Source organism: Gordonia sp. CPCC 205515 (genome assembly GCF_048537925.1).
Classification (GTDB): domain Bacteria; phylum Actinomycetota; class Actinomycetes; order Mycobacteriales; family Mycobacteriaceae; genus Gordonia.
Genome location: NZ_JBCLVJ010000016.1, coordinates 25,268 through 49,568, shown reverse-complemented (window position 1 = coordinate 49,568; position 24,301 = coordinate 25,268). Strand labels below are relative to the sequence as shown.

The window sequence follows — 24,301 nt, the reverse complement described above, 5'->3', positions numbered from 1 at the left end:
TCGCGAAAGCAGGTACCGACGATGGCAGACGAGACCTTCACCGCGGCCGTGGTCACCGCATTCGGTGAACCGTTGACGATCTCCGAACTGGACATGCCGACCCCGGGCCACGGCCAGGCACTCGTCAAACTCGAGACCTCGGGTGTGTGCCACACGGATCTGCATGCTGCGCACGGAGATTGGCCGGTCAAGCCGAGTCCGCCGTTCGTGCCGGGACATGAGGGGTACGGCAGCGTCGTCGCCGTCGGACCCGGGGTCACCGAACTCGTCGTCGGCGACAAGGTCGGCAACGCCTGGCTGTGGTCGGCGTGCGGGCACTGCGAATACTGCCGCACCGGCTGGGAGACGTTGTGTGAGAAGCAGCAGAACGGCGGCTACTCGGTCAACGGGTCGTTCGGCAGCTACATGCTGGTCGACGAGCGGTTCGCCGCGCGCATCCCCGACGGCTGCGACCCGGTGGAGGTGGCGCCCATCCTGTGCGCCGGGGTCACCGTCTACAAGGGACTGAAGGTTTCGGAGACGAAGCCGGGTCAGTGGGTTGTGATCTCCGGCATCGGCGGGCTCGGACACGTCGCGGTGCAGTACGCCCGGGCCATGGGCATGCGGGTCGCCGCCGTCGACATCGGCGACGACAAACTCGACCTTGCCCGCGAGTTGGGCGCCGAGGTGACCGTCAACGCCCGCGAGGGAGATGTCGCCGCGGCGATCGTGGAGCAGACCGGCGGCGCGCACGGCGTACTGGTCACCGCGGTCCATCCGCAGGCCTTCGGCCAGGCGATCGGCATGGCACGACGCGGCGGCACCATCGTGTTCGTCGGATTGCCACCCGGCGACTTCCCGGCACCGATCTTCGACGTCGTGCTCAAGGGCCTGACGATCCGCGGCTCGATCGTCGGCACCCGGCAGGACATGACCGAAGCCCTCGACTTCTACGCCCGCGGCCTGATCAAACCCACCGTCGCCACCACCCGCCTCGACGACATCAACGACGTGTTCCGGCGGATGGAGGAGGGCAAGATCGAGGGCCGCATCGTCATCGACTACCGCTGAACACACAGCATCCACGTAGACGGTTCGCGTACCGTGTGAGCGTGAGTTCAGAGTTGGTCCGCGGCGCCCGCCGCGCGTTCGGTCATGTGTTGCGTCCCTATCCCGCCCGCGACGTGCCGGCCGGGAAGCTGGTCGACCTGCCGGGGCGCGGAAGCACCTACGTCACCGATTCCGGACCCAAGGACGCACCCGCAGTGTTCCTGCTGCATTCGGTGCTGACCACCGGTCTGCTGTGTTGGTATCCGTCGGTGCCGGCGCTCAACCAGCGGTATCGGGTCATCACCATGGACCAACGCTGGCACGGCCGGGGCATCCGGTCGGACGACTTTCACCTGACCGACTGCGCCGACGACGTCGTCGCCCTCGCCGACGTGCTGGGCATCGACCAGTTCACCGCGGCCGGCTTCTCCATGGGCGGCGGGATCGCGCAACTGACCTGGCGGCGCCACCCGCAGCGCGTCCGGGGCCTCGTATTGTGTTCCACCGGACCGTATTTCTCCACCCGCGATCCCGCGCACCAGGCCCAGGCCCGACGGACCGGCCGACTGCTCACCGCTCTCAACCGACTGTTGCCGCGTCCGCGGGCCGGACGGCTCGACGACACCACCGCGCACACCACCGTGTGGGCGATGCGGCAGTTCTTCTCCACACCGCTGCACCAGATGGGCCGATTCGGGGACGGACTGGGCGAATTCGACTCGCGCCCATGGCTCGACGAGATCGACGTACCGACCTCGGTGGTGGTCTCCACCCACGATCGGGTCGTCGAACCGGAGCGGCAGCAACTGCTCGTCGACGGCATCCCCGGTGCCCGCCGATTCGAGGTGGACGGCGGTCACGCCTGTTGCGTGCTGGGCGCGCAGTGGTTCATTCCGCCGTTCGTCGACGCCGTCGACGCAGTGAACGAGGTCGCCGCGAACGTCTGACGTCGACCGGTCAGGCCGCGGCGCCGCCCCGCTGCTGTTCCAGCAATGACAGCAGTTCTTCATAGGGGCCAAGGAGATACGCGCGGTCACCGGCGGCGAAACTCGTGCCACGCCGCGGCGGGTACTCGAGGTGTCCGTCGGCGCGGGCGATCGCCACCACCCGCGTGTTGGCGGAGAGTTCTTGCATCGCAACGCCGTCGAGTCCCTGCCCGGGATGGATGGTCATGCGGCCCACCATGAAGGACTCCGAGCGCACCGACATGGTGACCAGCACCTCGAGTCCCAGCGCTGCCCCGATGAACCACGGCGCGGCCAACTCCGCGGTGGACTGCACATGCCGGAAGCCGAACCGGGCGGTCACCGAATGGGCCAACGAACGGTTGAAGATTCGCATCACCACGGGAACCCCGAGCTGATCCGCGGTGTCGTTCCAACGGTCGCCCAACACCCCTCGCGCCGTGAGCCCCACCTCGACGTTGACCATGTCGTTGCTCGTCAACACCGCGACCGCCGACGCACGATCGACTCCGGCGTCACGCAACGTCTCGGTCAGCGTGGCATCGCCGAAGACGATGGGGATGTCGAGATCCTGTGCGGCCGAGAGGTATCGGTCGGCGGTGGAGATCTCCACGATCACCACGTCGTGACCGCGGGACCGGATTTCGGCGGCCACCCGAATCCCGAACGCGCCCAACCCGATCACCACCACGTGCCCGGACATGAACCGAGCGCGACGACGACCCATCGTCTGCGATATGCGCCGCGACACCAGTAGTTCGGCGAGGAACGCCATGACCATCGCGGTGGTGGTGAGGCCGGCGAACATCAGCACGATGGACCAGATGCGCAGCCAGGTGGGCTGCAACGAGAAGTTGAAGTCGCCGTAGCCGACCGTGGCAATCGTCTCGGTGCTGAAGTAGATGGCGTCGAGCACCGACATCCCCGGCCGCTGATAACCGAAGCGCAGCACCAGAGTTGACAAGAGGAGCAATGTCGCCAGGAGGGTGATCATCCGAAAGAAGTTCGGGTTGACGTCCTGAACGAACGACGACACCGCGTGATGGACGGTCCGCAGCGGATGTACTGGGCGTCGGCCCGGCCGTTCCGGAACCGGCTGCGCGGCACCGATGTCCACCCGCTGGTCGGCGAACTGTCGTGGTGTGCCGAACATCGTCGCGACATCGCCGGCCCGGACCGCGAGATCGCGGCCGGGGCACGAGACGACCGACGCCGTGGCGCGGTCGTGTTCGGAGGCCACCGCGACCGGCGCGAGATCCCCATAGAGGTCCCGCAGCGTCGACGCCCGCGGCACCTGCACCTGAGCGGCGACGAACGGCACGTTCTCGATCGTCAACCGCCACTCCGGATGACCCAGGCAGGCCTCGACCACCGACGGAGCCGCCAGATCGGCGATGTCGAGGGTGGCGCCGGGGGTGCCGCCCTCAGCCAGTTCGGCGCGCACCGTCGTGTTGGCCATCTGCGTGACGACCCGGATGTCGGGGCGCAGGCGGTTCGCGCTCAGCGCGGTCTCGAGGTTCCACAGTTCGTCGTCCTCGACGCACAGGACGGCCTGTGCGTCGTCGATCCCGGCGTCGACGAGCACGTCGCTTATGTTGACGATCGCCACATGCAACTCGACGTCCCAACTGTGCAGCGCCGCGTCGAGTTCCGGCGTCATCGCCCGCACCACGAGCACGACACGCTCGCCGGAGGCGATCAGTTGCTCGATGATGCGCACGCCGATACCCGAAAACCCACAGACGATCAGGTGCCCGTGCGCGCTCACGAAAGAGACTCTACGAGCAGGTGAGGCCATTCGCCGGACATCGGGTTCCGGCGTCAACCGCTGCTTCAACAGTGACGATGCCGGATGTGATCTAGCAAAATTCGGTCGTTTGGAGGACAGATTCTTGTTAGCAAACTCACTTACGATTTCTGAAACTAGTTGTTTTCACATTGGCTGTCGTGACCACGGCGGTCGGTGTCCGGAAGTAGTAAGGAACTCGCACATTGAGTCGGCATGGCGGCAGGCATCGGCTGGAACAACCACGCGTCTTGCGTCATCGAGGACCGGGATCGCGCCGAGCCGTCACCTCCGCGGTCGTCGGCGCGGTCTGCCTGGGCGGAGCGATCGTGCCCACCGCGCTCGCCACCACCGACACCGCACAGGTCATCCAAGGTCTCAAGGACGACGGCGTCGTCTACGACGCGACCGATGCGGCCAATACGCGGGACCATTTCGGCACTCATCCGTCCGACACGATCGTTGTCATCACGCCGGGCACCGACGACGGGACATTGATCACTCGCAGCGCGCCGATGATGGGCAAACGGACCACGCTGGTCGTCAACTATGCGCAGTCGTTCTGGCCGATCATCGCCGGCAAATCAGGTACCTCGCCGCTTCTCTCGCCGACCTACGACGCGTCGAAGGAAGCGGCCGAGACGGCCAACCTGGAAATCATGCGGGCGCTGCACGGCGCCGACGGTGCGCATCCGTTCGTCATCTACACCGGCTATTCGCAGGGCGCAGACGCGCTCGGCAACGCTGCGGAAACAGCTTGGGATGAAGGACTTCTCGATTCCGATTCGATGATCGTGTTGGCCTCGGATCCGCGCAGTCCCTGGGGCATCAAGTCGTGGCTGGCCACCATGCCGCTGCTCCCGCAGATCGCAACGGCCATCGGCGTCGAATCCGATGGCGCCCGCGATCCGGCGAAGACCGGAGACGCCGAGGTGTTGTCGGTGATCATCGTCGGCGACCCCGTCAGCAACTTCCAGTGGGTCTGGTACCGGCCGGTGTCGTCGTTGCTCGTCGACCTCGCGGGATTCCTGACCATCCACAACGGTATGAGCAACCAAACCTACGGGGACATCGATGACCTCGGGGACCCGACGCTCCTCAAGAGCGGCAACACCACCTACGCCATCTACGACGGCCGCCATCCGCTCGCGCTGCTGGTTGCGCTCGTCTACGACGAACTCGGCATCGCCTACACCGATGCCGACCTTGATCGCTGGGATCAGGCGGCCGAGGCCTTTTATCCGCTGCAGCGCCCCACGGTCGAGAACGCGGCGGTGCCGGTGCAGGCGACGCCGACTCCGACTCCGGCTCCGGTCTCGGCGTCGGCTCCGGTCTCGGCGCAGGCTTACAGCGTGACGGTGTCCTCGGAGGTGGCGACGGGGGAGCGGGTCGCCGGACCCGGACCGGATCTGACGTCATCGCAGACCGTCGTGGCCGACGATGCTGACGATTTCGGCGCGGGGGCGAGCAACGGGCCGGCTGTCGGGGGCGACGGCCAGGGTCTTGCCGGGCCCGCTGTGGTCACGACGACTGCCGGTACCGACGGTTCGACCGTGGGCGGTGGCTCAGGTTCTGGCGACGGTGGCGATGCTGGTGCGGAATCGTCGAGCAGTGCGGGGAGCGGGGACGAGAGTGGTTCGACCGGCGGCGATGCGTCAGACGGTGGTGGCGCGTCGGATGCCGGCAGTGCAGCCGATTCCGGTCCAGCCGAAGGCTCCTCGGCCGACACATCTGGCCCTGCTGGCGGTGGCGACGCATCATCGTCGGGTACGGCTGGTGATTCAGGCGCGTCCACCGGGACTTCATCATCCGCGCCCTGAGTTCCGCGAGAGGCGGACATCAGCCACATCGCCAGGGGCCCCTTGCGTGCACAGTGCACACGAGCAGTGCCAGGACATGTGGCTCATGCTGCCGTCGACGCGGTCAAACGAGCTCAGGCGACCCATCTTTCGATGAATCGCCTGGTCACGATGGTGCCCCCTCTCGGGCTCGAACCGAGGACCTGCGGATTAAAAGACGGAATCAGCCCGTATCGGACGATGATGACGAGTGACGCCTTGTCCTGATCTGTGCAGGTCGGAGGTGGTTTCGAGTCCGATGCTGTGTCGGCTCGTTATGGCCCGTTATGGGTGGTGTGTGATCACGGTGTGATCAATTGTCGGTCGTCGACGATCGGTCGCGCGTGTGCAACGTAGGCTGTCACACGCAAGGGACAACGATGATTCGAGCTGGAGGCTGCCGCGTTGCCGTCCGACGATCATGCGGAAATGTCCAGAGTTGACCGCACGTCGAAGCGGCTCGATCTCGCAGTCGGCGAGCGGGTCTTCATTCGCCTCTGGCGGTGGGATGCGGAGCGGAACATCAGTGATGCCAACCGTGACTTTGCGATTGACTCAGCACGTGCTGAACAGGGTGAAGGAGACCCGCCCAGCTACCATGCCGTCTCGGTATGGTCAGCCACTCGGGAGGAGGGGGATTCCGTGGAATCTACCATCGAGCAGGCTATAGCGGCAGCGATGGCAAACAGAAAGGCCAAGTACTACGCCGTAGCCAGCGAGAAAGAGTTGAAGGCCGCAGGGTTCGAGTGGCACCAGTCAGGGCCGCCCGGGCACTTTGACATCCCAATCGGCGTTGAATATGCAGATGAACAACAAGCTAGTGACTTGGCCGTTACCTTTGGTATGGACGAGAAGATTAGGATTCCAGCATGACTGACAGGGACGCCAACGTGAGGATTCTGCATCGACACTTGATGAACCGTGTCGAGGTCGACCCAAACCAGGCCCATGGCGATGGTCGTGTGTATCTAGCGCTGGTTGGAGACTTTAACGGGCATCGTGATCCCTCTGTCGGCGAGACGGTCATCGCTGTGCAGCCCGAACCCGGAGACGAGCCCGACTATGTATCAACAGCTCAGGTGGTCGACATCGATCGGGATCGCGGACTAATCATGCTCGCGGTCGACTGGCAAGGCTTCCACGATGAAGTTCTGGCGATCGGAGGCGGATCAAGTCGGGGGTCGGATTCGAGCGTGTACTCGCCACAGTTGATTTCGCTCTGATGGGGTTCGCATCTCTGATGCTGGCTGATTCAGCCCGCGTCGCAGATGGGTTGCTCTTCGTTCTGGGCGGCGGCGTGAATCAATTCCATCGGCCAATCTACCCAGCTCCGTTGCAAGTTGTACTTGTAGGATTGATCGAGTTGCCGGTCGGCTACAGCGGGGAGTTGATCACGTTCACGGTTGAAGTCAAGGCGGCCGAGGACGAAGATGTATATGCGCACTTCGAGGCAGGCTTCCAGGTCGGCTTAAAGCCCGGCGCGATGAAGCGGGGGAATACTGCGCCCATCGTGATTGACCTCGCGCCAGTGGCTCTACCAAAGCCGGGCTTCTTCGTGGTCGAGGCGACCATTGCTGACGAGGAACCGTCGCGCGCCTACTTCACTGTATCTCGCGACGCTGCGTCCGAGTCGGGACAACCCACCTAGACCTTCGTGCCCTTGCCGCCCCAGAAGATCGCCTCGTTCGGCGAGGTCGACGGCCGGCGCGGGATGTGGGTGCCGCGGGCGGTGGTCAGGATCTCACCGCTTCCACCGAGTGCTGACGGCCAGGCTTGGGCGAAGTGAGTGCTGTTGGTCTGGATCGTCGTCGCGGCCTGCATGAGCGCCATCGCGAGGTCGTCGTGGCCGATGTTCTCGGGTACGGAGATCTTCAGCGTCCCGCTCTCGGTCTGCTCGTAGGTCAGCGCGTTGAGCTGGCGCAGCAGGTCTGGATGGTTCGGCAGCACCAAGCGGCCTTGCTGTAGGAGCACCTTGATGCGGCTGAACCCGGCGTTCTTGCGGGCTGCGGTAGTGGTGACTGCATTGACCATCTGCGCGCCGGGGAGCTTGCGCATGCGGTCCGTGAGTACCTGGGTGGGCATGGCGCCGACGCCGTTGGTCTCGGAGATGAACCGCTGCACGCGCAGGTGTTTTGCGTGCTCGACGAGTCGGTCGACGAAGGTCGCGTACTCCATGCGGAAGTGCTGTTCGATCGCCGGTATCCAGAAGACAGGTTCGTGGCCGTGCCGTTCGGCGTTGATGTCGACGTCGCCCAGGGCGGCGAGATAGACAACGGCATTGGCGTCGTGAGCCATACCCCAGTCCAATCCTCCGACGACGCCGTAGTCACCTGCGACCGTCATCGGGTCGACCATTTGGTAGCAGGCTTTGGCCTCGTCGAGTTCGTCGATTGTGAAGAAGGCACCGACCTCCTCAACCCACTCGGCCAGGTACTCTTGCGCGAATGCGTACGCGGGCATCTCGGAGCGTTTGCGCTCCAGATCGGCCTCGGTGACGAAGGGCGACACGCTCGATGGAAGGTGCCACGATCGCGTCACGCCGTCGGGCGCATCCATGCCCTTCTGCCACAACAGTCGGAACCAGTGGTCACGCCCGCCCCAGGGTGTCGAGGTGATCACGAAACGAGCGTCGGGGCGGGCCGTCGTAGTGCCCTCCGCGGCATACCAGATGCTGTTCGGCACCTGGCCTGCCTCATCGATGATGAGCAGATCGATTGAGGCGCTGCGAATCTGCTTCTCGGATGCCGGCACCGACTCGATCTGTCCGCCAGTCGAGAAGATGATCTTGCTCTTCTGGTCGCTGACGACCGATCCAGATAGTGGTGACCGCGCGATGAGCAGCGAGCAGATCTCGATGATGCGTAGGGCGGCGACCTCGCCCGCGCTGACGACGAGTACCTTCGAGTGGGGTCGAGTCGCTGCGTAGTGGATGGCCTCGATGGCTACCCACCAGGTCTTGCCAATCTGCCTGCCGCAGCACGCGATACGCCGCTTGGCCTGCGATCTCGACATGTCGAGTTGGTACGGCAAGAGCGGTGTCTTGAGTACGTGTTCGGCGAAGAATCCGACATCACCCTTGGAACGCGCGATGATCTCGTCGAAGCTAGGCGCTGTCGTTGTCGGCACTGGTATCCCCTGATTGTGCGGCCCACGCGCGGGCGAGGTCGAATTGTGTTGCCGCGGTGTCCTTGCCGAGGCGAGCGTTGGCCAGCGGTGTCAAGCCGAGCTCGTTGGCGAGGTTGGACAACTGTTTGGTGACCTTGAGTAAGAACCCGGCTGCGCCAGTGGGGTTTCCGTCGTCATTGAGTAGGCCATGCTCGGCGACGTGCCGTTCGAGGGTTTCCACCTGAGCGGCGACGCGCGAGTATGTCTGCAGGGATTCGCGGAACAGCGGGTTGCGTAGGCGTTCGTGCTTGGCCATCAGGTCGTTGGCGATCTCGGCAGCCATCGGTACGACGACGCGTTCGGAGTAGGCGCCGTGCTTGACCGCCGCGGTGTTGTTCGCCTTGAACGGCTCCCAGGAGTACCCGCGGGCCGGTATCCCGCTGGCCGGGCCGGCGCTGGGACGAAGTCGGACCACGTCGGCCTTGCTGTCGTCAGAGTCCTTGCGGCTCAATGTCATCTACCTCTCTGATCAGGTTTGCCGAGTCTCGCAATTGCTGCGCGAGGACATGCGCCTCCTGGCCGGGTTCGGTCGCCTGCAGCCAGTCGGCCGCGTAGGCGGTGAGGACGGCCAGCGCGCACATGGCGTCGTCATAGGTGGAGAACTGCACCCCGTCGAGGCCTCCGTCGACAGGATGCAGGCGCTGGGCCACCAGGGCGAACGCCTGCGCGGTGTCGTGCCATTCGACAGCGCGAGGGCGCGGCGGTGGTGCCGTCACACATGTATCCGTCGGTAGTTGCCGAATCCGACGTCGACGACCGACTCGCTGTTCTCGAACTCCTTGGCCCGGCGCGCTTCTTCGGCTGCTGCCGCGGCCTCCTGCCGTTCGGCACTGGCGGCGACCTGCTTGTCGCTGTGCAGCGCGTGCGGATTGTTGAGCCCGCCGAGGTAGTCGCCCGCGGCCTCGCGGATCGCATAGCCGACATACTCGTCGGAGGTCAGCGCGGCGACCCGGCCGAGGTCGTCGAGCTGCAGCACGATGTCGAGATCGGCCGCCCGCCTGCTCAACTCGGTGCGCTGATGGGCCACTGCGTCGAGTTCGGTGTGCAGCTCGGCCACAGCGGCGACCAGTTTGGCGTAGGCCTTGCGTGCCGCGGTGCTGTCAGCTCCGCCCAGCCGCGCGAAGTCGGCGTGTAATTGCTCGGTAGCGGCGACGCTTTCTGCGGCCTGTGCATGCTGCTGAGCCCGTGCAGCGGCCTCGTCCTGCAGGCGAACCCACTTCTCGGCGCGTTCGGCGTCGTCGAGCATTGCAGGGGTGATGGTCGTGTCGCCGTTGCGGATCCGCTCTTCGAGTTCGGCGACGGTCTGGATGCTGTCGATGGTGGCGTCAGTGCTGCTCATCGTTGGCTGTCTCCTTCGGTGTGTAGTGCTTGCTGATCGCATCGGTGAGGGATGCCGAGGTTTTGCTCGCCGGCGTGGATGGTGGGCGCTTTGGCAGGCGGCGGCCGAGGGCTTTCTCGGTCGCCGCCTGCAGGGCGTCAGGCACTGAACACCGCGGCGGGGTTGGCGTCGAAGCTGTCCGGATTGGCGTCGTAGGCGGCCTGGTAGGCCATGTCCACGGCATGCTTGGCGTTCGACGCGTTGGCCGCCGAGTCGAGCCCGTCCTGTGCCTGTCCGCTGCACAGCATGCCATCGGAGCGAACGACGACGCTGCTGCCGATCTTGCGGCCGGCGTGGTCGACAGCGTCACCGGTCGCCGAGATCGTGGTGCCCGACGGCAGGCGATAGATGCCGGTGCGATCGACGAAACCGAGGTCGACCACGCGCTGGGTGCCGCGTCGGTTGCTGATGCGGTGAACATCGGGAGGGGTGTAGGCCATGGTGATTCTCCTTTTATGAAGTTGCAGCACAACGTGATTGAGATGCTGCAAGTAGTCGGAGCGCGCCTGCTGCGTGCTCCGAGGTCTGATGGGGGTACGCGAGGCGGTAGCATTCTGCCGCGTACCAGGACAGTGCGACGATCAGCCGTGCGGTCGCGGGATCGGGGTCGAAGCCGAGGTCTACCGAACCGGCCTCACCGTCGAAATTGACTGCGATGCACTCAAGTGCGGTTGCTCGCGCCGACGCCATCTCGACGGTCGCCGAGTCGTTGGCGGGCAACAGCTTTGACCTTCTGCGCCTGTTCATGCTCAGACCCCGTTCGCCATGGCCGACAGCTTCGGTGCGTCGTAGCCGGGTGCGTTGAAGCCTTCGAGTTTGATGCGCAGATCCTTGCCTTCCTTGATGGTCCAGATGATCTCGGTGAGCTGCGAGGAGATCTGTCCGACGACGTTGGACACCAGGCCGGTGACCATCTGCGTGTCGGTGGTGCCGGTGTTCAACTGCGGCACCATGTTCCCGAGATCCCACTTGCCGGTGATCGCCGAGTTCACGAACGGCTCCACCATGTTGTAGGCGGCGAAACCTGCCCCGACCCCCATGCCGAGGAGGTCGTAGAGGTTGTTGGGTGCCATGGCATCGGAGTTGTCGTCGGTGTATCCGCCGAAGCCGACGGTGCCGCCGTTGGCGAAGTGCTGCGGCATCATGCCCGCGTTGAGCGCCTTGAGATATTGCCGCATGCCGGGGCGCTCGGCCACCGACTTGCGGATCACCTCTTCGCCCGGCATACCCATCATCGGCACGCTGTCGGTACTGCCGACACCGGGAATGGTGCCGCCGACACCGAACTTCTTCGGCTCGGCCGGCAGGTAGCCGGACGGATTGCTCTTCACCTGCGCCAGCACGGCTTCCGCGTCCGTCACTGCCTGCTCGGCCTTGGTGATGGCGCGCTGAGCCGACAGTTTGCTCGACTCCTTGGCGTCGGCCTTCAACTCACCCTGACGCACCTTGGCCAGTTGGAGATCCGCCTGGGCGTCTTTGAGCTTCTGTTCGGCCTCGGCGAGGGTGGGGAGCTTCTTGCCCTTGGCCTCTTTCGTCTTGGACTCTCCGCTCGTCGACCCGGCTTTGGTCCAGTAGTCCTCCCACGCCTTCTGCTTCTCGTAGTCGCTGATGATGCGGTTGCGGTACTCCTTCTCACCCTTCCACCAGAACGGCTCGAGGGGATTCGAGAAGGTGAGCGTGGTCGTGTACGGATCTTCGGGTGGGTTGCCCGCCGAGAATGACTGCGGCTGCTCGGTGATCGACCCGTCAGGGCCGATGATGTAGGCCATCCCACCGCCCGAGGGCATGGCGGGACCGATCGAGGCGAACATGGTGCTCGCCTCACCGGCACGGCCTTTGATCTCGTCGTAGTAGGCGTGCCGGCCGTTGGCGTAGGCGGCGTCGGCCGAGGACTCACCCGGGCGCTGCTGCAGCCAGAAGATGTTCTTGTACGGGTCCGCCGACCAGCCCTGTGACCGCTTCTTCTCGTCGAGGCGCGAGTAGAAGGCGCTGATGTTGGCGTTGGGGTCGTCGCGGCCGGGATAGCTGCTGTCCTGTTGGAAGACCCCATGCCAGGCACCGCCACCACCTTGCGCGGTCGGTGACAGGTTCGACTCCTGGATCGCGGTCGCGAGGATGGCCTGGATCTCGGCGTCGGAGTAGCCGCGGCGCTTGCCCTCGATGATGATCTTCTTCGCCACGTCATCCCGCGACGAATCGGCGGTCAGGGTGATGTCGGTGAGCTGCTGGGGCTGCGCCAGAGCGCCCGCGTCGGCGCCGATGTCGTGCAGCGCGGCGGTGTGGATGTGGTTGGTGTGCTGGCCGAACACGACGTCGGACCCGTAGATCGGGATGGCTGCGGTGCCCTCGGCTTTGGTGCCGCCGATGTTGTAGTAGTTGTACTTGCCGCCGAAGCCACCGAAGATGATCTGCGCCAACTGATCTCGGATCGACCAGAGATACTGCGCGTTGGCCTCCGACGGGTCGACATCGATGGCCTCACCCTTCGGGTGGTAGCCGCCGTCGATGAAATGGTCGGTCTTGGCCGATGTGAGGATCGCGGCCGGGTTGTGGGTCTTGACCGCCTTCCACAACGACAGGTTGACCGTGCCACCACCCATGCGGGCCATCTCGTCGTCGGTGACCAGGCCGCCGTCTGCGTAGCCGGGCAGCATCTCCCGCGGGATCTTGCGGGCGTTGAGCGCGTTCATGAAGCCCACGCCGTAGTAGTCGACGGCCGACACCTGCTGGACGTACTCCCGGTTCGACAGGTTCACCGGGATCAGGTCGTCCTTCGGTCCACCCGGCCCGAACACCTGGCCGCCACCCGCCCGGTCCCACGCACTGCCACCCGAACCACCCCGCGGGTTGTTCTTCGGTAGCAGGCTGTTCATGTTCGAGATGTACGTGCCGTCCGGCAGCCGCAGCTGGACATCGACGATCGCCTGGCGTTCCCGGGTGATCTTCTCCAAAGCCTGCTGTGCCGCCTCGGTTTTCGCGGTCACCTTCACCGTGCCATCCGGCAGCGTCGTCACCGTGAACCCGAGATCCTCGAGCTTCTGCTTGGCCTCGGGACTGTTGTCGGTGATGGTGATCGAGCGTGAATCGGGTACGCCGTTGACCGCGACGGTCAGGTCACCGAACTGCGCCGTCGTGGTGCCTGCTTTGGCGCCTGCCAGGCCGATCTCGTCGGCCAGCTCGGAGGTCTTCGCGCCGGCGGTCTGCATTGCATCGCCGGCCTCTTTCATCAGCCCGCCGGTCTTGCGCATGTTCTCACCCGCGTTGACCGCCTGCTCACCCGCGGCCTTCATCACGCGGCCACTCTCACCCGCGACCCCAGGCAGATGCGACGCAAGGCCTCCGACCGTCACGAGGATGTGCCCCATCGGAGAGAGAAAACTGTCAACCAACCTCGAGCCCAACTGCATCACCATGCCCGTGAGCGAGGTCAGCTGACCGCCCGTGGTCAGCGCGGCCCCGCCGAACTCGGTGGCGTTTTTTGCTGCGCTGATGAAGAAGTCAGTGATCTCCGGCCCATGATCTTTAACCCAGTTCGCGAAGTCGGTGGCGGCCGGGCCGAACGCGTTCGCCAACGCGGCTTGCATAGCGTCCATCGACACCTCGACCTGACGCTTGACGCCCTCGATCGAGGTGGCGCCGTTCGACATGTCCTGCGCGGCCCGGTCCGTCGCCCCGCCGACAAGGCCGAACTCCTGGGCCGCCTTCGACAGGTCCATGTCGTTGATGGCACCCTTCATGTCCTCGGCCTTGGTGCCGAAGAGTGCCAGCGCGGCGTTGTAGCGGTCGGTGGGGTCCTTGATCTTCTGCAACCCGGTGAAGATCTCGCCCAGTGCCTCACGCGCCGACGAGCCGCCCGCGGCCATCTTCGTCTGCACCTCGGTGGCATTGACCCCGAGAAGCTGAAAGTTCTTGTCGGCCTGCGCGGTGCCGTCGGCGACCCGCAGCGACATCTCCTTGAGGGAGTCCGCGACCACATCGGTGTCGCGGGCACCGCCCTGTACGCCCTGGGCCAGCAGGCCGAACGCTTCACTCCCGGTCAGTCCGAGGGACCGGAACTGCGTCGAGTACTCGTCGATGGTGTCAAGGAAATCGCCGGACACGTCGAGGCTCTTCACCTGACCCTGGCGGATGAGGTCGAAGGCCTCCGTCGCATCCTTGGCCAGACCGTTCTTGACCATCTGGCCGGCCGAACGGGCCGCCTCGGGGACATCGACGCCCATCAGCGTGCTGATCGTCGACAGCTTCTCGATGATCGGTTGCATGTCCGCGGCCGTCGCATTGCTGTTGAGCAACCCCGCCTGCATCGCGACACCGACGGCCCGCATGTTCTCGTTCACCGAATCGCCGAACACACCGACATAGGCCGAGCTGGCGGCCTTCCCGGCCTCCTTCGCCTGCTCCGGTGTCCACCCGAATGTGGCCTTGACCTGACCACGCTGCTGCTGCTCGTTGAAGCCTGCCATCACCTGATCGGCCAGCAGCTTGCCCGCCCCCAGGCCGAGAGCTGCGGCGCCCGCTAACGCCACACCGATGGCACCGCCCCTACCGCCGATCTCAGCGATCCGCGGCGCGAACCCCTCGACGAACCCAGAGCCCGCCTGGACGCCCGACTCGCCGGCCGCCCGGCCCATACCGGACAAGGAGTTGCCAAGAGCCGAGGCGCCGTCGGAGCCTGCCTGCCGTAGTGCCGAGGTGATGCCCTCGCCGGCCCTCTCCGCATCCGACTGGGCGCCCCGCAGGGCCGATCCCATCTGGCCGGTGCTGCGCTCCACGTCGGCTGCTGCGTCCCGGGCACCCCGGCCGATGTGGTCGTAGCCCGCCCCGGCCTGCTTGGCGCTGTCACCGAGCTTGCCGGTCGAGGCGGCTGCACGGTTGGCAGCCTGCTCGGCCTGGCGGGTGGCGGCGTCGGCGCTCTTGCCGAGTTCGCCCATCTGGCCTTTGGCTGTGACGACTCCCTTGCTGAACTCGTCACGGTTGAGTTCGAGGTGGGCGACGAGCTTGCCGACATCAAGCGGCATGGTGTTCTCCGATCCGTGTGGTGGTGCATGGGGCTGGTGTGTGGCCGCCCAGGACGTGGTCACGGGCGTGGGGTGGTTGGGTGAGCGCCCAGGTCTGACAGGCGCTCAGAGCGGGACAGGAGGCGCACAGCGTCGCGGCCTGGGCTTGACGCTCCCGCCAGTCCTCGCGGGGCTCTCCCTGGCCTCTGGGGTCGAACAGGTGGGGTGCGCTGGTGCAGCGAGCACCAGGCAGGCGGGGGACCTCGGTCAGCACGGCCTCGAGCAGGGCGACCATGCCGGCCTCGCGCCGATCATCTCGGCGGCGGATCACTGGTCACGCTCCTGCTCGGTAGACCTGCGGATTACGTATCCGCTCGGTGCCTCGTTGCTGCAGGTCACAGCGTCGGTGGTCACACACTGGTCACATGCTCGATCAGCGGTCAGAGTCGTCGAAGTGCGCGCATCGTTTCCGCTCGTCGAGGCCACCGTGAGTGCAGCGAGGTTGCGTGTCCTATCGGTCAGCCCATCAAGCACGTCATCAGTGCCTCCATCGGTCGTCTCAGTCGGCGTCTGTCGACCTCTCGCCGCCCTCTTCCTGCGTGCTTCCATCCGCATGTGCTTGGCATCGCCAGCGCTGCAGCTGCGGTCGAGTCGCCTGCGTCGACTCCAGGAGTTGAACAGGGTGATGAGTTCGTTGAGCTGATCGAGTTCGACGTCGTCGAGTGCGCCTCGTCCCGCTCTGTTGCCGAGCGAGTGCAGTCGGGTTGCGACGTCCTGTGCGGTTGTCATTCGGCACCTTCTTCCGCTGTTTGATTCCTGTTTTCTGGCCTGGGACACCGCCCGGGGTCTCTTAAGAGACCCCCCGGGGCGTGTAGTCCGTGCGCGTGTAGTGCCGTGCAGTCGAGCGTGTAGTCCTGACCTGCACAGATCGGTGAAACGTGTAGTGCGTGTAGTAGGCGTGTGGTCCGTCGACGAGAACTCGTGCGTGTAGTCGTGCGTGTAGTCGCGTGCAGTGCGAATCGATGCGGTCATGACGCCACCTGCTGATGCGTTATCGCGAAGTAGGTGATCGTCCCGCGGCTGTCGATAGACCGCTCCGTCAGACGCCCGTCACGCACGAGTGCCGCGAGGCGGCGGCGGGCCTTCTCCTTCTCGTTGGCGGTGACCTTCTCCTTCTCGAAGAGCAGCCGTGCCGCGTCCAGCACAGTGATTCCACCGGACCGTGCCGCCTCGACAACGAGGTCGATCTGGCCGTGGACGTCCATACGGCCCGTCTCCTGCTCGTGCAGCAGCATCCAGGGGCCAAGTTCTTCCACGGGCTGCTTGACGTGATGGAAACGGACGACGGCGTCGCCCGGGTTGCCATTGAGCAGCACCACCGACCCTGCGCCGGAGGTGATCCACGTCGACCCGTAGACATCAGCGATGTCGGGCTTCTTGTCTCCGGAGATCTTCTTGATGTGGTGCAACTCGAGGATGTTGCGGCCGGAGGCGAGGAGCGCTTGTCGTGCGCGATTCCAGCCGGCGCCGACCTCGTCATCGGACAGGCCGATCGCGGCGTCCTTGAGGCTGTCGACGATCACGACATCGGCGCCGGCCGCTTCCGCGAGTGCGGTCAGCATCGCTGTGTTCTTCGCCAGGTCGTGCGGCGGCGGGCCCTTCCAAAACGTCATCCGCTTCGCGAGGTGGTCACGGTCGTAGTGACCGAGCTGCCGCCGGAGTGCACGTGCAGCCTGACGGGGGCGATCCATGGCGAGGTACAGCACGTGGTCGACGGGCCGTACAGGGAGACCGAGAACCTGACCAGGGCTGTTTCCGATGAGGGCAGCGAGCACGTTCGATCCGAGCGTCGTTTTGCCGACGCCCTGCGGCCCGCACACGATGAGCGCTTCGCCGTCGGACCACAAGGAGCGGTCACCAGCTCCCCACAACGACGTGACACCGTCGGGTTCGTCGTGGATGAAGCTGCCGCCATCGATCATGTAGGTGCCGAGTCCACGCTCGGCGATCGCTTCGGCGACGACAACCTCACTGCCGTCGCCGACGGGGAAATCCACGGTTTTGACCTCCAGCGCGCGTCGGCGGTCGGCGAGCTGCACGATTGCCGAGTCGACTACCTCAATCTGTGGCGGCGTCGGGTTGCGCGTCACCTTGCCCAGGGCGCTCTCCCATGCGCGGGCGAACTCCGCGTGAGCTTCCGCCTCGGTGCGGCTGCCGTCGCCGACGACTGCGGCGACGAACCGTCCGCGGAAGATCTCGGCGGCATCGTTGATGCCCGGTTCTCCCTGTTCGGCCAGACGTGCCACGGCCAGCGTGTTTCGGCACATCGCGTCGTGACGGCTCTCGACGCCGGACAACTGCTCGAGAGCCTTGGCCAGTGCCCGGCAGACGCGATCGGACATGCTGCCGTCGACGAGCGCGACAGGATCGGCGTCCGGATGAGTATCCGCAGGTTCGGGCGACCGTTGCAGCGCGTCGATCCACTCCTCAGGCAAGAGCGGGAAATCCTGTGGAGACGGCAGTGTGCGTGCTGGCGATCCATCTGGTGTCCGCCACTCGTACCTGGCGCCGGATGGATGGATCGACGGCGACACGACGGCGTAGCGGTGCGATGCCTGGATGATCTCGATGTGCCCGAGGCCGAGGTCGGCAAACTTGATGACCGACGCCAGGTGTGTCCCGGCCGGGACTCGGTAGAAACTGATCCCGCTGCCGTCGGTGCGTGACGACGAGAACCAGGTGGCCGGCAGGGGGCCCCAGCGCCGTTGCGCCTCCGCGATGGTCTGCGCGCCGGTCTTATCGGCGTAGGCGTCGACGTCGATACCGATGACTGTGTCGGGCATGTGCAACGCGACATTGCCGTCGGGCCGGTCTTCGATCCACGCCTGGATGTCGGCGCGGGACGGCTCGGTCGCGCGGTAGCCGGTGTAACCGGCAGGCGGCAGCTTCTTGAGCCGCGGTGGGAGTGGCAAAACCCCAGTCCAGCCAGCGTCCCAGTACTGCACGGCGGCAACCCCGTAAATCTGCGACGGACGCACCACCGAGCCCGCCGAGGTGTTCTCGACGGGCTCTGTGTGCGATGACGCGGCAGTCACATGGCCACCCGATAGGTGCGCGTGGGCACGCTGCGGAAGTGAATCTTGCCGTCGATCGTCCACCCCTCGTTCAGGAGATCTTCGGCGAACTCACCTGACCACCCCGGGATCTGTTCGGCCGGCAGGTATTCCGCTCCGACGAGGAATCCGAGAACGACGCGGGTCTCTCCGATCTCGTTGCGCTGCAGGAGGATGACCTGTGCGTCGTACATCCGTTGCGGCGTGATCGCGAATGGTCCGAGGTCGGACCTTCGGCGAGTGACTTTCACCGTCTCCCAGGTCATCGGCGCGGTTCCTCCTTGAGGTCGAGACGTGCGGCCAGGCGGGCGAATCCGCCTCCCGCTGCTGTCATTCGGTCGTAGGCGTCGCGGCCGATCGTCGGCGGATGCCCATGGCTCTCGTAGACGGCGATCCACCAGCCCAGCCGATCCAGTGATGCGATCCGCCCATCGACATGCGGACGCCCGTCGATCCAGTCGCCGGCGAGGTGGTCTTCCGCGTGCTGCCGTCGCCGAAGTGGGCGGTCCCAGATGGTGGTGAGGTTGCTCATCCCGCATCACCGTCCACACTCGCCAGTACCGTGCGCGTGCCGTCGAGCCCGACGGCGACCAGCTCGACGCCTTCGGACTTCGCGTAGTAGCCGAGGACATCGATGATGTCGACGTCATCGTCGGCGCGGCCGGTCATCGCCTGGTATTCCTTGCGGCGCCGGATGCCGTTGCGCGCCAGTGCCTGTGAGATGTGATCCTCTGATGGCGGTACCTCGTGGAACGAGCAGCCGGTGAGCAGCGCCATGCACATGCGGTCGAGCAGCACCCCACGCTCGTCGTCGACGACCTGGAGCACGGCCTGATCACCCAGCGGCGGCGGGAAGGTGAGGTAGGTGCTCGCAGTGCGTAACGCCTCGAGCAGCGTCGGTTTGCGGCACTTCATCACCACCTCCCCGCCGACATCGATGATGCGAATCGGCGCGGTGTCGTCGTTGGCACAGAAGATCGGGAACCGATCGCGGTCGAGACCGTGCACGGTGACTTCGTGATAGGCGCCTGACCAGACGCTGAACGATCCACCCGTCGCGACGACGAACTCCTGGATGCTGTTGAGCAGCAAGCCCATATCGGTGGCCTCGCTCATGACGCACCGCCCGTAGGGACGAGGGTCAGGGCCGGGCGTTGCGGCTTCCCGTGCGTGCCCATCAGGGTCTCGAGGAACACTGCGAACGCGGCGAGCTGCTCGGTGGTCAGCGAGTGGGGTTCGAGCTGGTTACATGCGTCAGCGACGCGGTCGCACCAGTAGTTGCGGTCGGCGGTGGCGCTCATCGGGTCACCGCCGATCCGATGAATGCTGCGTTGGCCTCCCGGTCGCGGCGAGCCGCCTGCACTGCAGCAGACAGTTGGCTGACGAAGGCCTCCGCGCGATCGATGTCGTAGAACGAGATCACCTCGTCATAGCCGTGATCGCCGCCTTCTCCGATGAGCACGTTGATCGTGTAGAGCAGCTGCGACTCGCCGTACTCGGGGTCGTTGTCCGCCGCGCGCGTGAGCGAGACCTGGACGGGTCGCACGTCGTCGGCGCCGGCGTTGTCGGAGCTGACTCGAGGCCCGGTGAGCGTGAGCAGTTCGTCGACATGCCCGTGCAGCAATGTCGAGTTGCTGGCGGCGTCGATCGTGGGGAGATCGAAGTTGGTGGTCTTGTGGGCTACTGTGGTTGTCATCAGTTCTTCCTTGGCGGGTGGTTTCTGATTGGGGCGGTCTCAGGTGGTGCTGAGGCCGTTCTTCTTTTTCTGTATCCCTGCTCGCTCGGCGCGGGTCACGCCGTGAGCTGCCGTTCGCTGTTGTCCTCGGCTGGAATGTCGAGTGCCGCAAGAAGTCCGGCAACGGGAACGATGTACTTTCGGCCAACCTTGAGTACTTTGACCGGATACTCGCCGCGTAGAGCCAGTTCATATCCTCCAGCTCGCGATAGGCCGAGAATGCTGTTTGCGGTTTCGAGATTGGTACGAACGCCGAGGCCACGGACCATGTCGGGGGTCCAATGACCTTCACGGATCTTCACGGCATTCCTTCCTGATCGGGTTAGCGCTACCGAATTGGGAGTGCTATCGATGACAGTACTGTCCAGTCTTGACGAATGCAACCTATTCCGGGAAGCTATCCCGTTATGGGAAGTAATCAACTCGCAGGTGACGTCACCGGTCGGTTCGTTAACCGCATGAAGGACGAACGAAAAACCCGCGGGTGGTCGCAGGCCGACCTGGCGGAGAAGATGGCGAGCGCGGGATTGAAGGCGCACGCAACAACGGTTGCGAAGATCGAGGGGCTCGATCGCGCGGTTCGTCTGGACGAGGCCGCTATCATCGCCGGCCTCTTCGAACTCTCGCTCGATGAGATGCTCGCGCTGAAGCGATACGACCAGCAATCGATTCTTGACGTGTTCCTGGCGACGGCCGGTACCTCGGCCAACGAGATCAATTCGATTGCAGAGCGGGTCAACGACGCGTTTGTGCGATTGCAGGTCGAGCCGGGCGACTTAGTGCGGCGAAGTCACGAATCCGTTGATGCCGACCTAGTGCCCGCGATCTTCCGCTCATACATGGCCGGGCTGCCTGCGCAAGAAGCGGTTTCACGCCTTATCGATGCCCGTGAGCTACTTCGTTACGCGGTCCAACAGGCATCCGTTTCGGACGACGCGCTCGCCGAATCTCACGGTGGAACGGATGCCGCGGCGGTGCGTAGGTTCCTCGAGAGTTTCTTACCTCCGGACGAGTTCAAGAATCCAGCAGAAGGCGGCGAATAGCCATGCAAGGCAGCGTGAAACGCTCCGGCGACAACGGATGGATGTACGTCGTCGACCTCGGTCGTGACCCGGCCAGTGGCAAGCGCCGACAGGAGCGCAAGCGGGGCTTCGCGACCAAAAAGGAGGCCCAGGACGCCCTCGACGAGCGCAAGTCGGAGGTGCGTACCGGTGTCGTCGCCGTCGACCAGCGCCTCACTTTGGCGGCCTACCTCGAATCATGGCTTGCGGCAAAGGAGCAGGCGGGCATCCGCGCCACCACTCTGCGGAGCTACCGCCAGCATGTCGACGCCTACATCGTTCCGCACCTCGGCAACGTGCGTCTGCGTGACCTGCGGGCCACTCACGTCGAGCACATGCTCGGTGAGATCGCGAAGTCGCCGGCCAAGCCCGCCAAGGGCGCGAAGATCGGAAAGGGCCAGCGGCGCAACCCGAAACCGCTCAGCCCCGCTACCCAGCGACGTGTCCACGCTACGTTGCGCAGTGCCCTGACGAGCGCCAAGCGCAAGCACCTGGTGAGCTTCAATGCGGCCGCCGACATGGAGCTGCCGCGCGCACCCCGACCGAAGGTTCGGCCGTGGGAGCCCGCCGAGCTCGGCAAGTTCCTCGATCACGTTGCAGTGGCCGATCGCCTCGGCGCGATGTACGAGACCGCGGCCATGACGGGCCTACGCCGCGGGGAGCTGGTCGGCCTGCGGTGGGATGACATCGACGTCGCCCGGGCTCGCCTGGTGGTGCGTCAGCAGATCGTCGAGGTGGACGGGACCGGGGTGCGGTGCCCGTTCTGCGGTGGCGAGCACCGCCAGTACCGGTTCGGGGATCCGAAGACCGCGAGTGGTGACCATCGCGTCGTGGATCTCGATGCCGGCACTGTGCGCGTGTTGGTCGCACACCGCGCGGCCCAGGAACTCGAGCGCGCCGAGTGGGGGAGCGCCTACGACGATCATGGTCTGGTGTTCGCCCGCGAGGACGGTTCGCCGATCCCGCCGGCCGACGTGACCGAGCGGTTCCACCAGTTGGCCGACGCGGTCGGGCTGCGTCGCATCCGTCTGCATGACCTCCGCCATGGCGCGGCGTCATTGATGCTGGCCGCCGACATCCCGATTGCCGTCGTGTCGAAGCGGCTCGGTCACTCGTCGATCTCGATCACCGCCGACACCTACAGTCACCTGCTCGATGGCGTTGGCGCCCAGGCTGCCGAGCGTGCCGCGGCTCTCGTACCGCGTGCCGGGCGTGACCAGGAAAGTATTTCGCAAGGCGAAGGTGACCAATCGGTGACCACGGAGGCCGTTGAAACGAACTCAGGCGACCCATCTTTCGATGAATCGCCTGGTCACGATGGTGCCCCCTCTCGGGCTCGAACCGAGGACCTGCGGATTAAAAGTCCGTAGCTCTACCAACTGAGCTAAAGGGGCAGGCAGCCCGCCGGAGCGGAGCCGAGACGAGTTTACAGGCAGTGTCTGGGCGGGACGGGCGACACCCCGGATTCGGACGTTTCGGGGATAAGCGGTTCGGCACCCCGCGGTATGCGCCGCGACTCACCGACGGACCGGACGGCGTCCGAGCCGCTGCGCCAGGCGGGATTGTGTGACCTAGATCGCATTCCGATGATCCGGTCAAGGGTGTTCTGATCCACGCGTCTTCGCAGGTGAATGGGCCGAATAGGGTGCTTGACCAAGCGATTTGTGATTATCGGGCACCGTGTCTTAAGCTAAGTCGGCTCCCAACGGAGAACCGGCCCCCTTCGTCTAGCGGCCTAGGACGCCGCCCTTTCAAGGCGGTAGCGCGGGTTCGAATCCCGTAGGGGGTACGCTTGCCCAGCCCCTTGCGGGCGCGGGTGGCACACAACAGAACAAGGCCCTGTGGCGCAGTTGGTTAGCGCGCCGCCCTGTCACGGCGGAGGTCGCGGGTTCGAGTCCCGTCAGGGTCGCCAAAAGGTTTCGGTTTCTTGCCGGCACCTTCCGGCCAGGTAGCTCAGTTGGTACGAGCGTCCGCCTGAAAAGCGGAAGGTCGCCGGTTCGATCCCGGCCCTGGCCACCATGAACTCCCGCGGACATTGCGTCCGGCGGGAGTTTTCTTTTTGGATTGGTTGCGGTTTGTGTCGGATACCGATGAAAATCGCAACCGATTTCGTTCGCGACGGGGTCGTGCCGGCGGTGTCGGCGTCATGTCATTCGACTGACCCACTTCCGACCGCCTGGTCGCCGGTCGTCGGCACTCCCGCGGGTAGTCTTGCCACGCAAGAACGGCGTTAGACGCAGCTGGAAGCGCGTGCGCCGGCATCGGGGGATTGCGAGTTGGGGGTGCCAGGTGGCTCAATGCCGAGACGACTCTGACAGTTGTGTGATGGGCGCTCGCGGACTCTGTCCGGGGGTGAGGCAGTGACCGCAACTTCGGCCATCGTGCCGATGGACGGCTCGACGATCTACCCGACGGGTGTTCACGCATGCCGGGACGATCGGTGGTTCGGTACGGCCAGGGTGTCGTCGTGGCCGGCCGACAGCGTTGTGCTCACCGTGGCCCTCGGTGAACCGATTCCGCGTGACTTTCCTGCCACTCCCGACAACCCGTCATTCGCCGCGATGCTCACCGTGCCCGACGGGGAGATCGAGGCGATGTGCGCGGTCGAGGCGACCTGTGTGTGGAAGAACGTCACGTGGGTCATCGACAGCCTCGACGCCCCGAACAACACAGCCGTGCTGCAACTGCCGCTGACCTTCCTCGACGCGAAACAGTCGGCCGGCCCAGCGCCGAATGTCGCCGAGCTGCGTTCTTGGCCGGGGGTCGTCGTCGACGCGTCGGGTGTTGCATCGGCCCGCGTCCGCCCCGCAGAGATGGCTGCGGTGACCCTGCAGGTCACCCCGTACGAGACCCAGCCCTCGCTGCGTCGTCGAGATGATCTCAAGAGCACGGGGATTCCGGTGTCGTCGATTCCGGTGTCGCCCTGGATGTCGGCGGCCGATGCGCTACACACGGCACGCGATGCAGTATCGACCAGTCGAGCCGGCGGCTATCCCGTCGACCGGATTCGCGCCGACCGGATGCGCGACGGATGGCGCGTGTGGGCACCACCGCCGGCCTCCGACGACCCGCTTGGGTTCCGGTTGGGATGGGCGGTCTGGTACGTCGCCGACGACGGCGTGATGTGGCGTTCATCCACGTCCACCGACTTCCGCGCGGCATCCAGGCGCATGAGCAACCAGCTGTATCAGCGTTTGCAACATAGTCAGTTGGGGATACTGTGACGACAATCAA

24 protein-coding genes, 4 tRNA genes and 1 pseudogene are annotated in these 24,301 nt (G+C 65.2%); 12 read left to right on the top strand and 17 right to left on the bottom strand.

What is annotated here, in order from left to right; translation table 11 throughout:
- The first annotated feature begins 21 nt into the window (after nt 1–21).
- Nucleotides 22–1,050 (top strand): alcohol dehydrogenase AdhP, encoded by a 1,029-nt coding sequence (gene adhP / locus AAFP30_RS22450; RefSeq protein ID WP_419232235.1) that lies wholly within the window; start codon nt 22–24, stop codon nt 1,048–1,050.
- 41 nt (nt 1,051–1,091) lie between these two features.
- On the top strand, nt 1,092–1,976 hold the full coding sequence (locus tag AAFP30_RS22445; RefSeq protein ID WP_419232234.1) for an alpha/beta fold hydrolase: 885 nt from the start codon (nt 1,092–1,094) through the stop codon (nt 1,974–1,976).
- 10 nt (nt 1,977–1,986) lie between these two features.
- Here AAFP30_RS22445 and AAFP30_RS22440 read toward each other — a convergent pair whose 3' ends face one another.
- Nucleotides 1,987–3,762 carry an NAD-binding protein gene (locus AAFP30_RS22440; protein WP_419232233.1) on the bottom strand — a complete coding sequence of 592 codons (1,776 nt, stop codon included), beginning with the start codon at nt 3,760–3,762 and terminating at the stop codon, nt 1,987–1,989.
- A gap of 347 nt (nt 3,763–4,109) precedes the next feature.
- On the opposite strand from AAFP30_RS22440, the gene AAFP30_RS22435 reads away from it, so the two are divergent.
- From AAFP30_RS22435 to AAFP30_RS22420, 4 genes are all read left to right on the top strand, one after another.
- Entirely contained in the window at nt 4,110–5,600 is a 1,491-nt protein-coding gene (locus AAFP30_RS22435; protein ID WP_419232232.1) for a hypothetical protein, read from the top strand.
- A 447-nt stretch (nt 5,601–6,047) separates the two neighbouring features.
- Nucleotides 6,048–6,491 carry a hypothetical protein gene (locus AAFP30_RS22430; RefSeq protein WP_419232231.1) on the top strand — a complete coding sequence of 148 codons (444 nt, stop codon included), beginning with the start codon at nt 6,048–6,050 and terminating at the stop codon, nt 6,489–6,491.
- Nucleotides 6,488–6,841 (top strand): hypothetical protein, encoded by a 354-nt coding sequence (locus tag AAFP30_RS22425; RefSeq protein ID WP_419232230.1) that lies wholly within the window; start codon nt 6,488–6,490, stop codon nt 6,839–6,841. The genes AAFP30_RS22430 and AAFP30_RS22425 overlap by 4 nt, the downstream gene beginning before the upstream one ends.
- Nucleotides 6,841–7,266 (top strand): DUF6941 family protein, encoded by a 426-nt coding sequence (locus tag AAFP30_RS22420; protein WP_419232229.1) that lies wholly within the window; start codon nt 6,841–6,843, stop codon nt 7,264–7,266. Before AAFP30_RS22425 ends, AAFP30_RS22420 begins: the two co-directional genes overlap by 1 nt.
- On the opposite strand, the gene AAFP30_RS22415 is transcribed toward AAFP30_RS22420, so the two are convergent.
- From AAFP30_RS22415 to AAFP30_RS22345, 15 genes are all read right to left on the bottom strand, one after another.
- Nucleotides 7,263–8,744 (bottom strand): terminase large subunit domain-containing protein, encoded by a 1,482-nt coding sequence (locus AAFP30_RS22415; protein ID WP_419232228.1) that lies wholly within the window; start codon nt 8,742–8,744, stop codon nt 7,263–7,265. The genes AAFP30_RS22420 and AAFP30_RS22415 overlap by 4 nt on opposite strands.
- The gene (locus tag AAFP30_RS22410) at nt 8,722–9,240 is read right to left on the bottom strand and encodes a P27 family phage terminase small subunit (RefSeq protein ID WP_419232227.1); all 519 of its coding nucleotides are present in this window, start codon (nt 9,238–9,240) and stop codon (nt 8,722–8,724) included. Before AAFP30_RS22410 ends, AAFP30_RS22415 begins: the two co-directional genes overlap by 23 nt.
- Complete coding sequence (locus tag AAFP30_RS22405; RefSeq protein WP_419232226.1) at nt 9,215–9,499, bottom strand: hypothetical protein; 285 nt, start codon at nt 9,497–9,499, stop codon at nt 9,215–9,217. The genes AAFP30_RS22410 and AAFP30_RS22405 overlap by 26 nt, the downstream gene beginning before the upstream one ends.
- A complete protein-coding gene (locus tag AAFP30_RS22400; protein ID WP_419232225.1) occupies nt 9,496–10,122 on the bottom strand; it encodes a hypothetical protein in 627 nt (208 codons plus the stop codon). The genes AAFP30_RS22405 and AAFP30_RS22400 overlap by 4 nt, the downstream gene beginning before the upstream one ends.
- Nucleotides 10,109–10,267, bottom strand: coding sequence for a hypothetical protein (locus tag AAFP30_RS22395; protein WP_419232224.1), 159 nt, complete (start codon nt 10,265–10,267; stop codon nt 10,109–10,111). Before AAFP30_RS22395 ends, AAFP30_RS22400 begins: the two co-directional genes overlap by 14 nt.
- Nucleotides 10,260–10,601 (bottom strand): hypothetical protein, encoded by a 342-nt coding sequence (locus AAFP30_RS22390; protein ID WP_419232223.1) that lies wholly within the window; start codon nt 10,599–10,601, stop codon nt 10,260–10,262. The genes AAFP30_RS22395 and AAFP30_RS22390 overlap by 8 nt, the downstream gene beginning before the upstream one ends.
- Before the next feature lie 309 nt (nt 10,602–10,910).
- Nucleotides 10,911–15,179: a phage tail tape measure protein gene (locus AAFP30_RS22385; RefSeq protein ID WP_419232222.1), complete on the bottom strand. Its 4,269-nt coding sequence runs from the start codon at nt 15,177–15,179 to the stop codon at nt 10,911–10,913.
- Nucleotides 15,169–15,453: a WhiB family transcriptional regulator gene (locus tag AAFP30_RS22380; RefSeq protein ID WP_419232434.1), complete on the bottom strand. Its 285-nt coding sequence runs from the start codon at nt 15,451–15,453 to the stop codon at nt 15,169–15,171. Before AAFP30_RS22380 ends, AAFP30_RS22385 begins: the two co-directional genes overlap by 11 nt.
- 733 nt (nt 15,454–16,186) lie before the next feature.
- On the bottom strand, nt 16,187–18,253 hold the full coding sequence (locus tag AAFP30_RS22375; RefSeq protein ID WP_419232221.1) for a bifunctional DNA primase/polymerase: 2,067 nt from the start codon (nt 18,251–18,253) through the stop codon (nt 16,187–16,189).
- Complete coding sequence (locus AAFP30_RS22370) at nt 18,250–18,537, bottom strand: hypothetical protein (protein ID WP_419232220.1); 288 nt, start codon at nt 18,535–18,537, stop codon at nt 18,250–18,252. The genes AAFP30_RS22375 and AAFP30_RS22370 overlap by 4 nt, the downstream gene beginning before the upstream one ends.
- Complete coding sequence (locus AAFP30_RS22365; protein ID WP_419232219.1) at nt 18,534–18,803, bottom strand: hypothetical protein; 270 nt, start codon at nt 18,801–18,803, stop codon at nt 18,534–18,536. The genes AAFP30_RS22370 and AAFP30_RS22365 overlap by 4 nt, the downstream gene beginning before the upstream one ends.
- The gene (locus AAFP30_RS22360) at nt 18,800–19,387 is read right to left on the bottom strand and encodes a hypothetical protein (RefSeq protein WP_419232218.1); all 588 of its coding nucleotides are present in this window, start codon (nt 19,385–19,387) and stop codon (nt 18,800–18,802) included. Before AAFP30_RS22360 ends, AAFP30_RS22365 begins: the two co-directional genes overlap by 4 nt.
- Entirely contained in the window at nt 19,384–19,572 is a 189-nt protein-coding gene (locus tag AAFP30_RS22355) for a hypothetical protein (RefSeq protein ID WP_419232217.1), read from the bottom strand. Before AAFP30_RS22355 ends, AAFP30_RS22360 begins: the two co-directional genes overlap by 4 nt.
- Complete coding sequence (locus AAFP30_RS22350) at nt 19,569–19,967, bottom strand: hypothetical protein (RefSeq protein WP_419232216.1); 399 nt, start codon at nt 19,965–19,967, stop codon at nt 19,569–19,571. The genes AAFP30_RS22355 and AAFP30_RS22350 overlap by 4 nt, the downstream gene beginning before the upstream one ends.
- Nucleotides 19,968–20,062: 95 nt before the next feature.
- Nucleotides 20,063–20,308, bottom strand: a complete 246-nt coding sequence (locus AAFP30_RS22345; protein ID WP_419232215.1) for a DNA-binding protein — start codon at nt 20,306–20,308, stop codon at nt 20,063–20,065.
- Nucleotides 20,309–20,464: 156 nt separating this feature from the next.
- Between AAFP30_RS22345 and AAFP30_RS22340 the strand changes: the two genes are divergently transcribed.
- Both AAFP30_RS22340 and AAFP30_RS22335 read left to right on the top strand, forming a co-directional pair.
- Nucleotides 20,465–21,049 carry a helix-turn-helix domain-containing protein gene (locus AAFP30_RS22340; RefSeq protein WP_419232214.1) on the top strand — a complete coding sequence of 195 codons (585 nt, stop codon included), beginning with the start codon at nt 20,465–20,467 and terminating at the stop codon, nt 21,047–21,049.
- Nucleotides 21,050–21,051: 2 nt separating this feature from the next.
- Nucleotides 21,052–22,161: pseudogene (locus tag AAFP30_RS22335) on the top strand (Arm DNA-binding domain-containing protein); the annotation flags it as partial.
- 224 nt (nt 22,162–22,385) lie between these two features.
- On the opposite strand, the gene AAFP30_RS22330 reads toward AAFP30_RS22335, so the two are convergent.
- A tRNA-Lys gene (locus AAFP30_RS22330) sits at nt 22,386–22,461 on the bottom strand.
- A 322-nt stretch (nt 22,462–22,783) separates the two neighbouring features.
- Between AAFP30_RS22330 and AAFP30_RS22325 the strand changes: the two genes are divergently transcribed.
- From AAFP30_RS22325 to AAFP30_RS22310, 4 genes are all read left to right on the top strand, one after another.
- A tRNA-Glu gene (locus tag AAFP30_RS22325) sits at nt 22,784–22,856 on the top strand.
- A 46-nt stretch (nt 22,857–22,902) separates the two neighbouring features.
- Nucleotides 22,903–22,979, top strand: a tRNA-Asp gene (locus AAFP30_RS22320).
- Between the two features lie 30 nt (nt 22,980–23,009).
- Nucleotides 23,010–23,086: transfer RNA gene (locus tag AAFP30_RS22315), tRNA-Phe, on the top strand.
- Between the two features lie 341 nt (nt 23,087–23,427).
- Nucleotides 23,428–24,291, top strand: coding sequence for a hypothetical protein (locus AAFP30_RS22310; protein WP_419232213.1), 864 nt, complete (start codon nt 23,428–23,430; stop codon nt 24,289–24,291).
- The last annotated feature ends 10 nt before the right edge of the window (nt 24,292–24,301 follow it).

Bases quoted from the DNA above. Each gene is read 5' to 3' on its own strand.
- adhP (WP_419232235.1), top strand. From the start codon at position 22: ATGGCAGACGAGACCTTCACCGCGGCCGTGGTCACCGCATTCGGTGAA.
- AAFP30_RS22430 (WP_419232231.1), top strand. From the start codon at position 6,048: ATGTCCAGAGTTGACCGCACGTCGAAGCGGCTCGATCTCGCAGTCGGC.
- AAFP30_RS22425 (WP_419232230.1), top strand. From the start codon at position 6,488: ATGACTGACAGGGACGCCAACGTGAGGATTCTGCATCGACACTTGATG.
- AAFP30_RS22420 (WP_419232229.1), top strand. From the start codon at position 6,841: ATGGGGTTCGCATCTCTGATGCTGGCTGATTCAGCCCGCGTCGCAGAT.
- AAFP30_RS22410 (WP_419232227.1), bottom strand. From the start codon at position 9,240: ATGACATTGAGCCGCAAGGACTCTGACGACAGCAAGGCCGACGTGGTC.
- AAFP30_RS22400 (WP_419232225.1), bottom strand. From the start codon at position 10,122: ATGAGCAGCACTGACGCCACCATCGACAGCATCCAGACCGTCGCCGAA.
- AAFP30_RS22390 (WP_419232223.1), bottom strand. From the start codon at position 10,601: ATGGCCTACACCCCTCCCGATGTTCACCGCATCAGCAACCGACGCGGC.
- AAFP30_RS22385 (WP_419232222.1), bottom strand. From the start codon at position 15,179: ATGCCGCTTGATGTCGGCAAGCTCGTCGCCCACCTCGAACTCAACCGT.
- AAFP30_RS22380 (WP_419232434.1), bottom strand. From the start codon at position 15,453: ATGGTCGCCCTGCTCGAGGCCGTGCTGACCGAGGTCCCCCGCCTGCCT.
- AAFP30_RS22370 (WP_419232220.1), bottom strand. From the start codon at position 18,537: ATGACCTGGGAGACGGTGAAAGTCACTCGCCGAAGGTCCGACCTCGGA.
- AAFP30_RS22365 (WP_419232219.1), bottom strand. From the start codon at position 18,803: ATGAGCAACCTCACCACCATCTGGGACCGCCCACTTCGGCGACGGCAG.
- AAFP30_RS22360 (WP_419232218.1), bottom strand. From the start codon at position 19,387: ATGAGCGAGGCCACCGATATGGGCTTGCTGCTCAACAGCATCCAGGAG.
- AAFP30_RS22355 (WP_419232217.1), bottom strand. From the start codon at position 19,572: ATGAGCGCCACCGCCGACCGCAACTACTGGTGCGACCGCGTCGCTGAC.
- AAFP30_RS22350 (WP_419232216.1), bottom strand. From the start codon at position 19,967: ATGACAACCACAGTAGCCCACAAGACCACCAACTTCGATCTCCCCACG.
- AAFP30_RS22340 (WP_419232214.1), top strand. From the start codon at position 20,465: ATGAAGGACGAACGAAAAACCCGCGGGTGGTCGCAGGCCGACCTGGCG.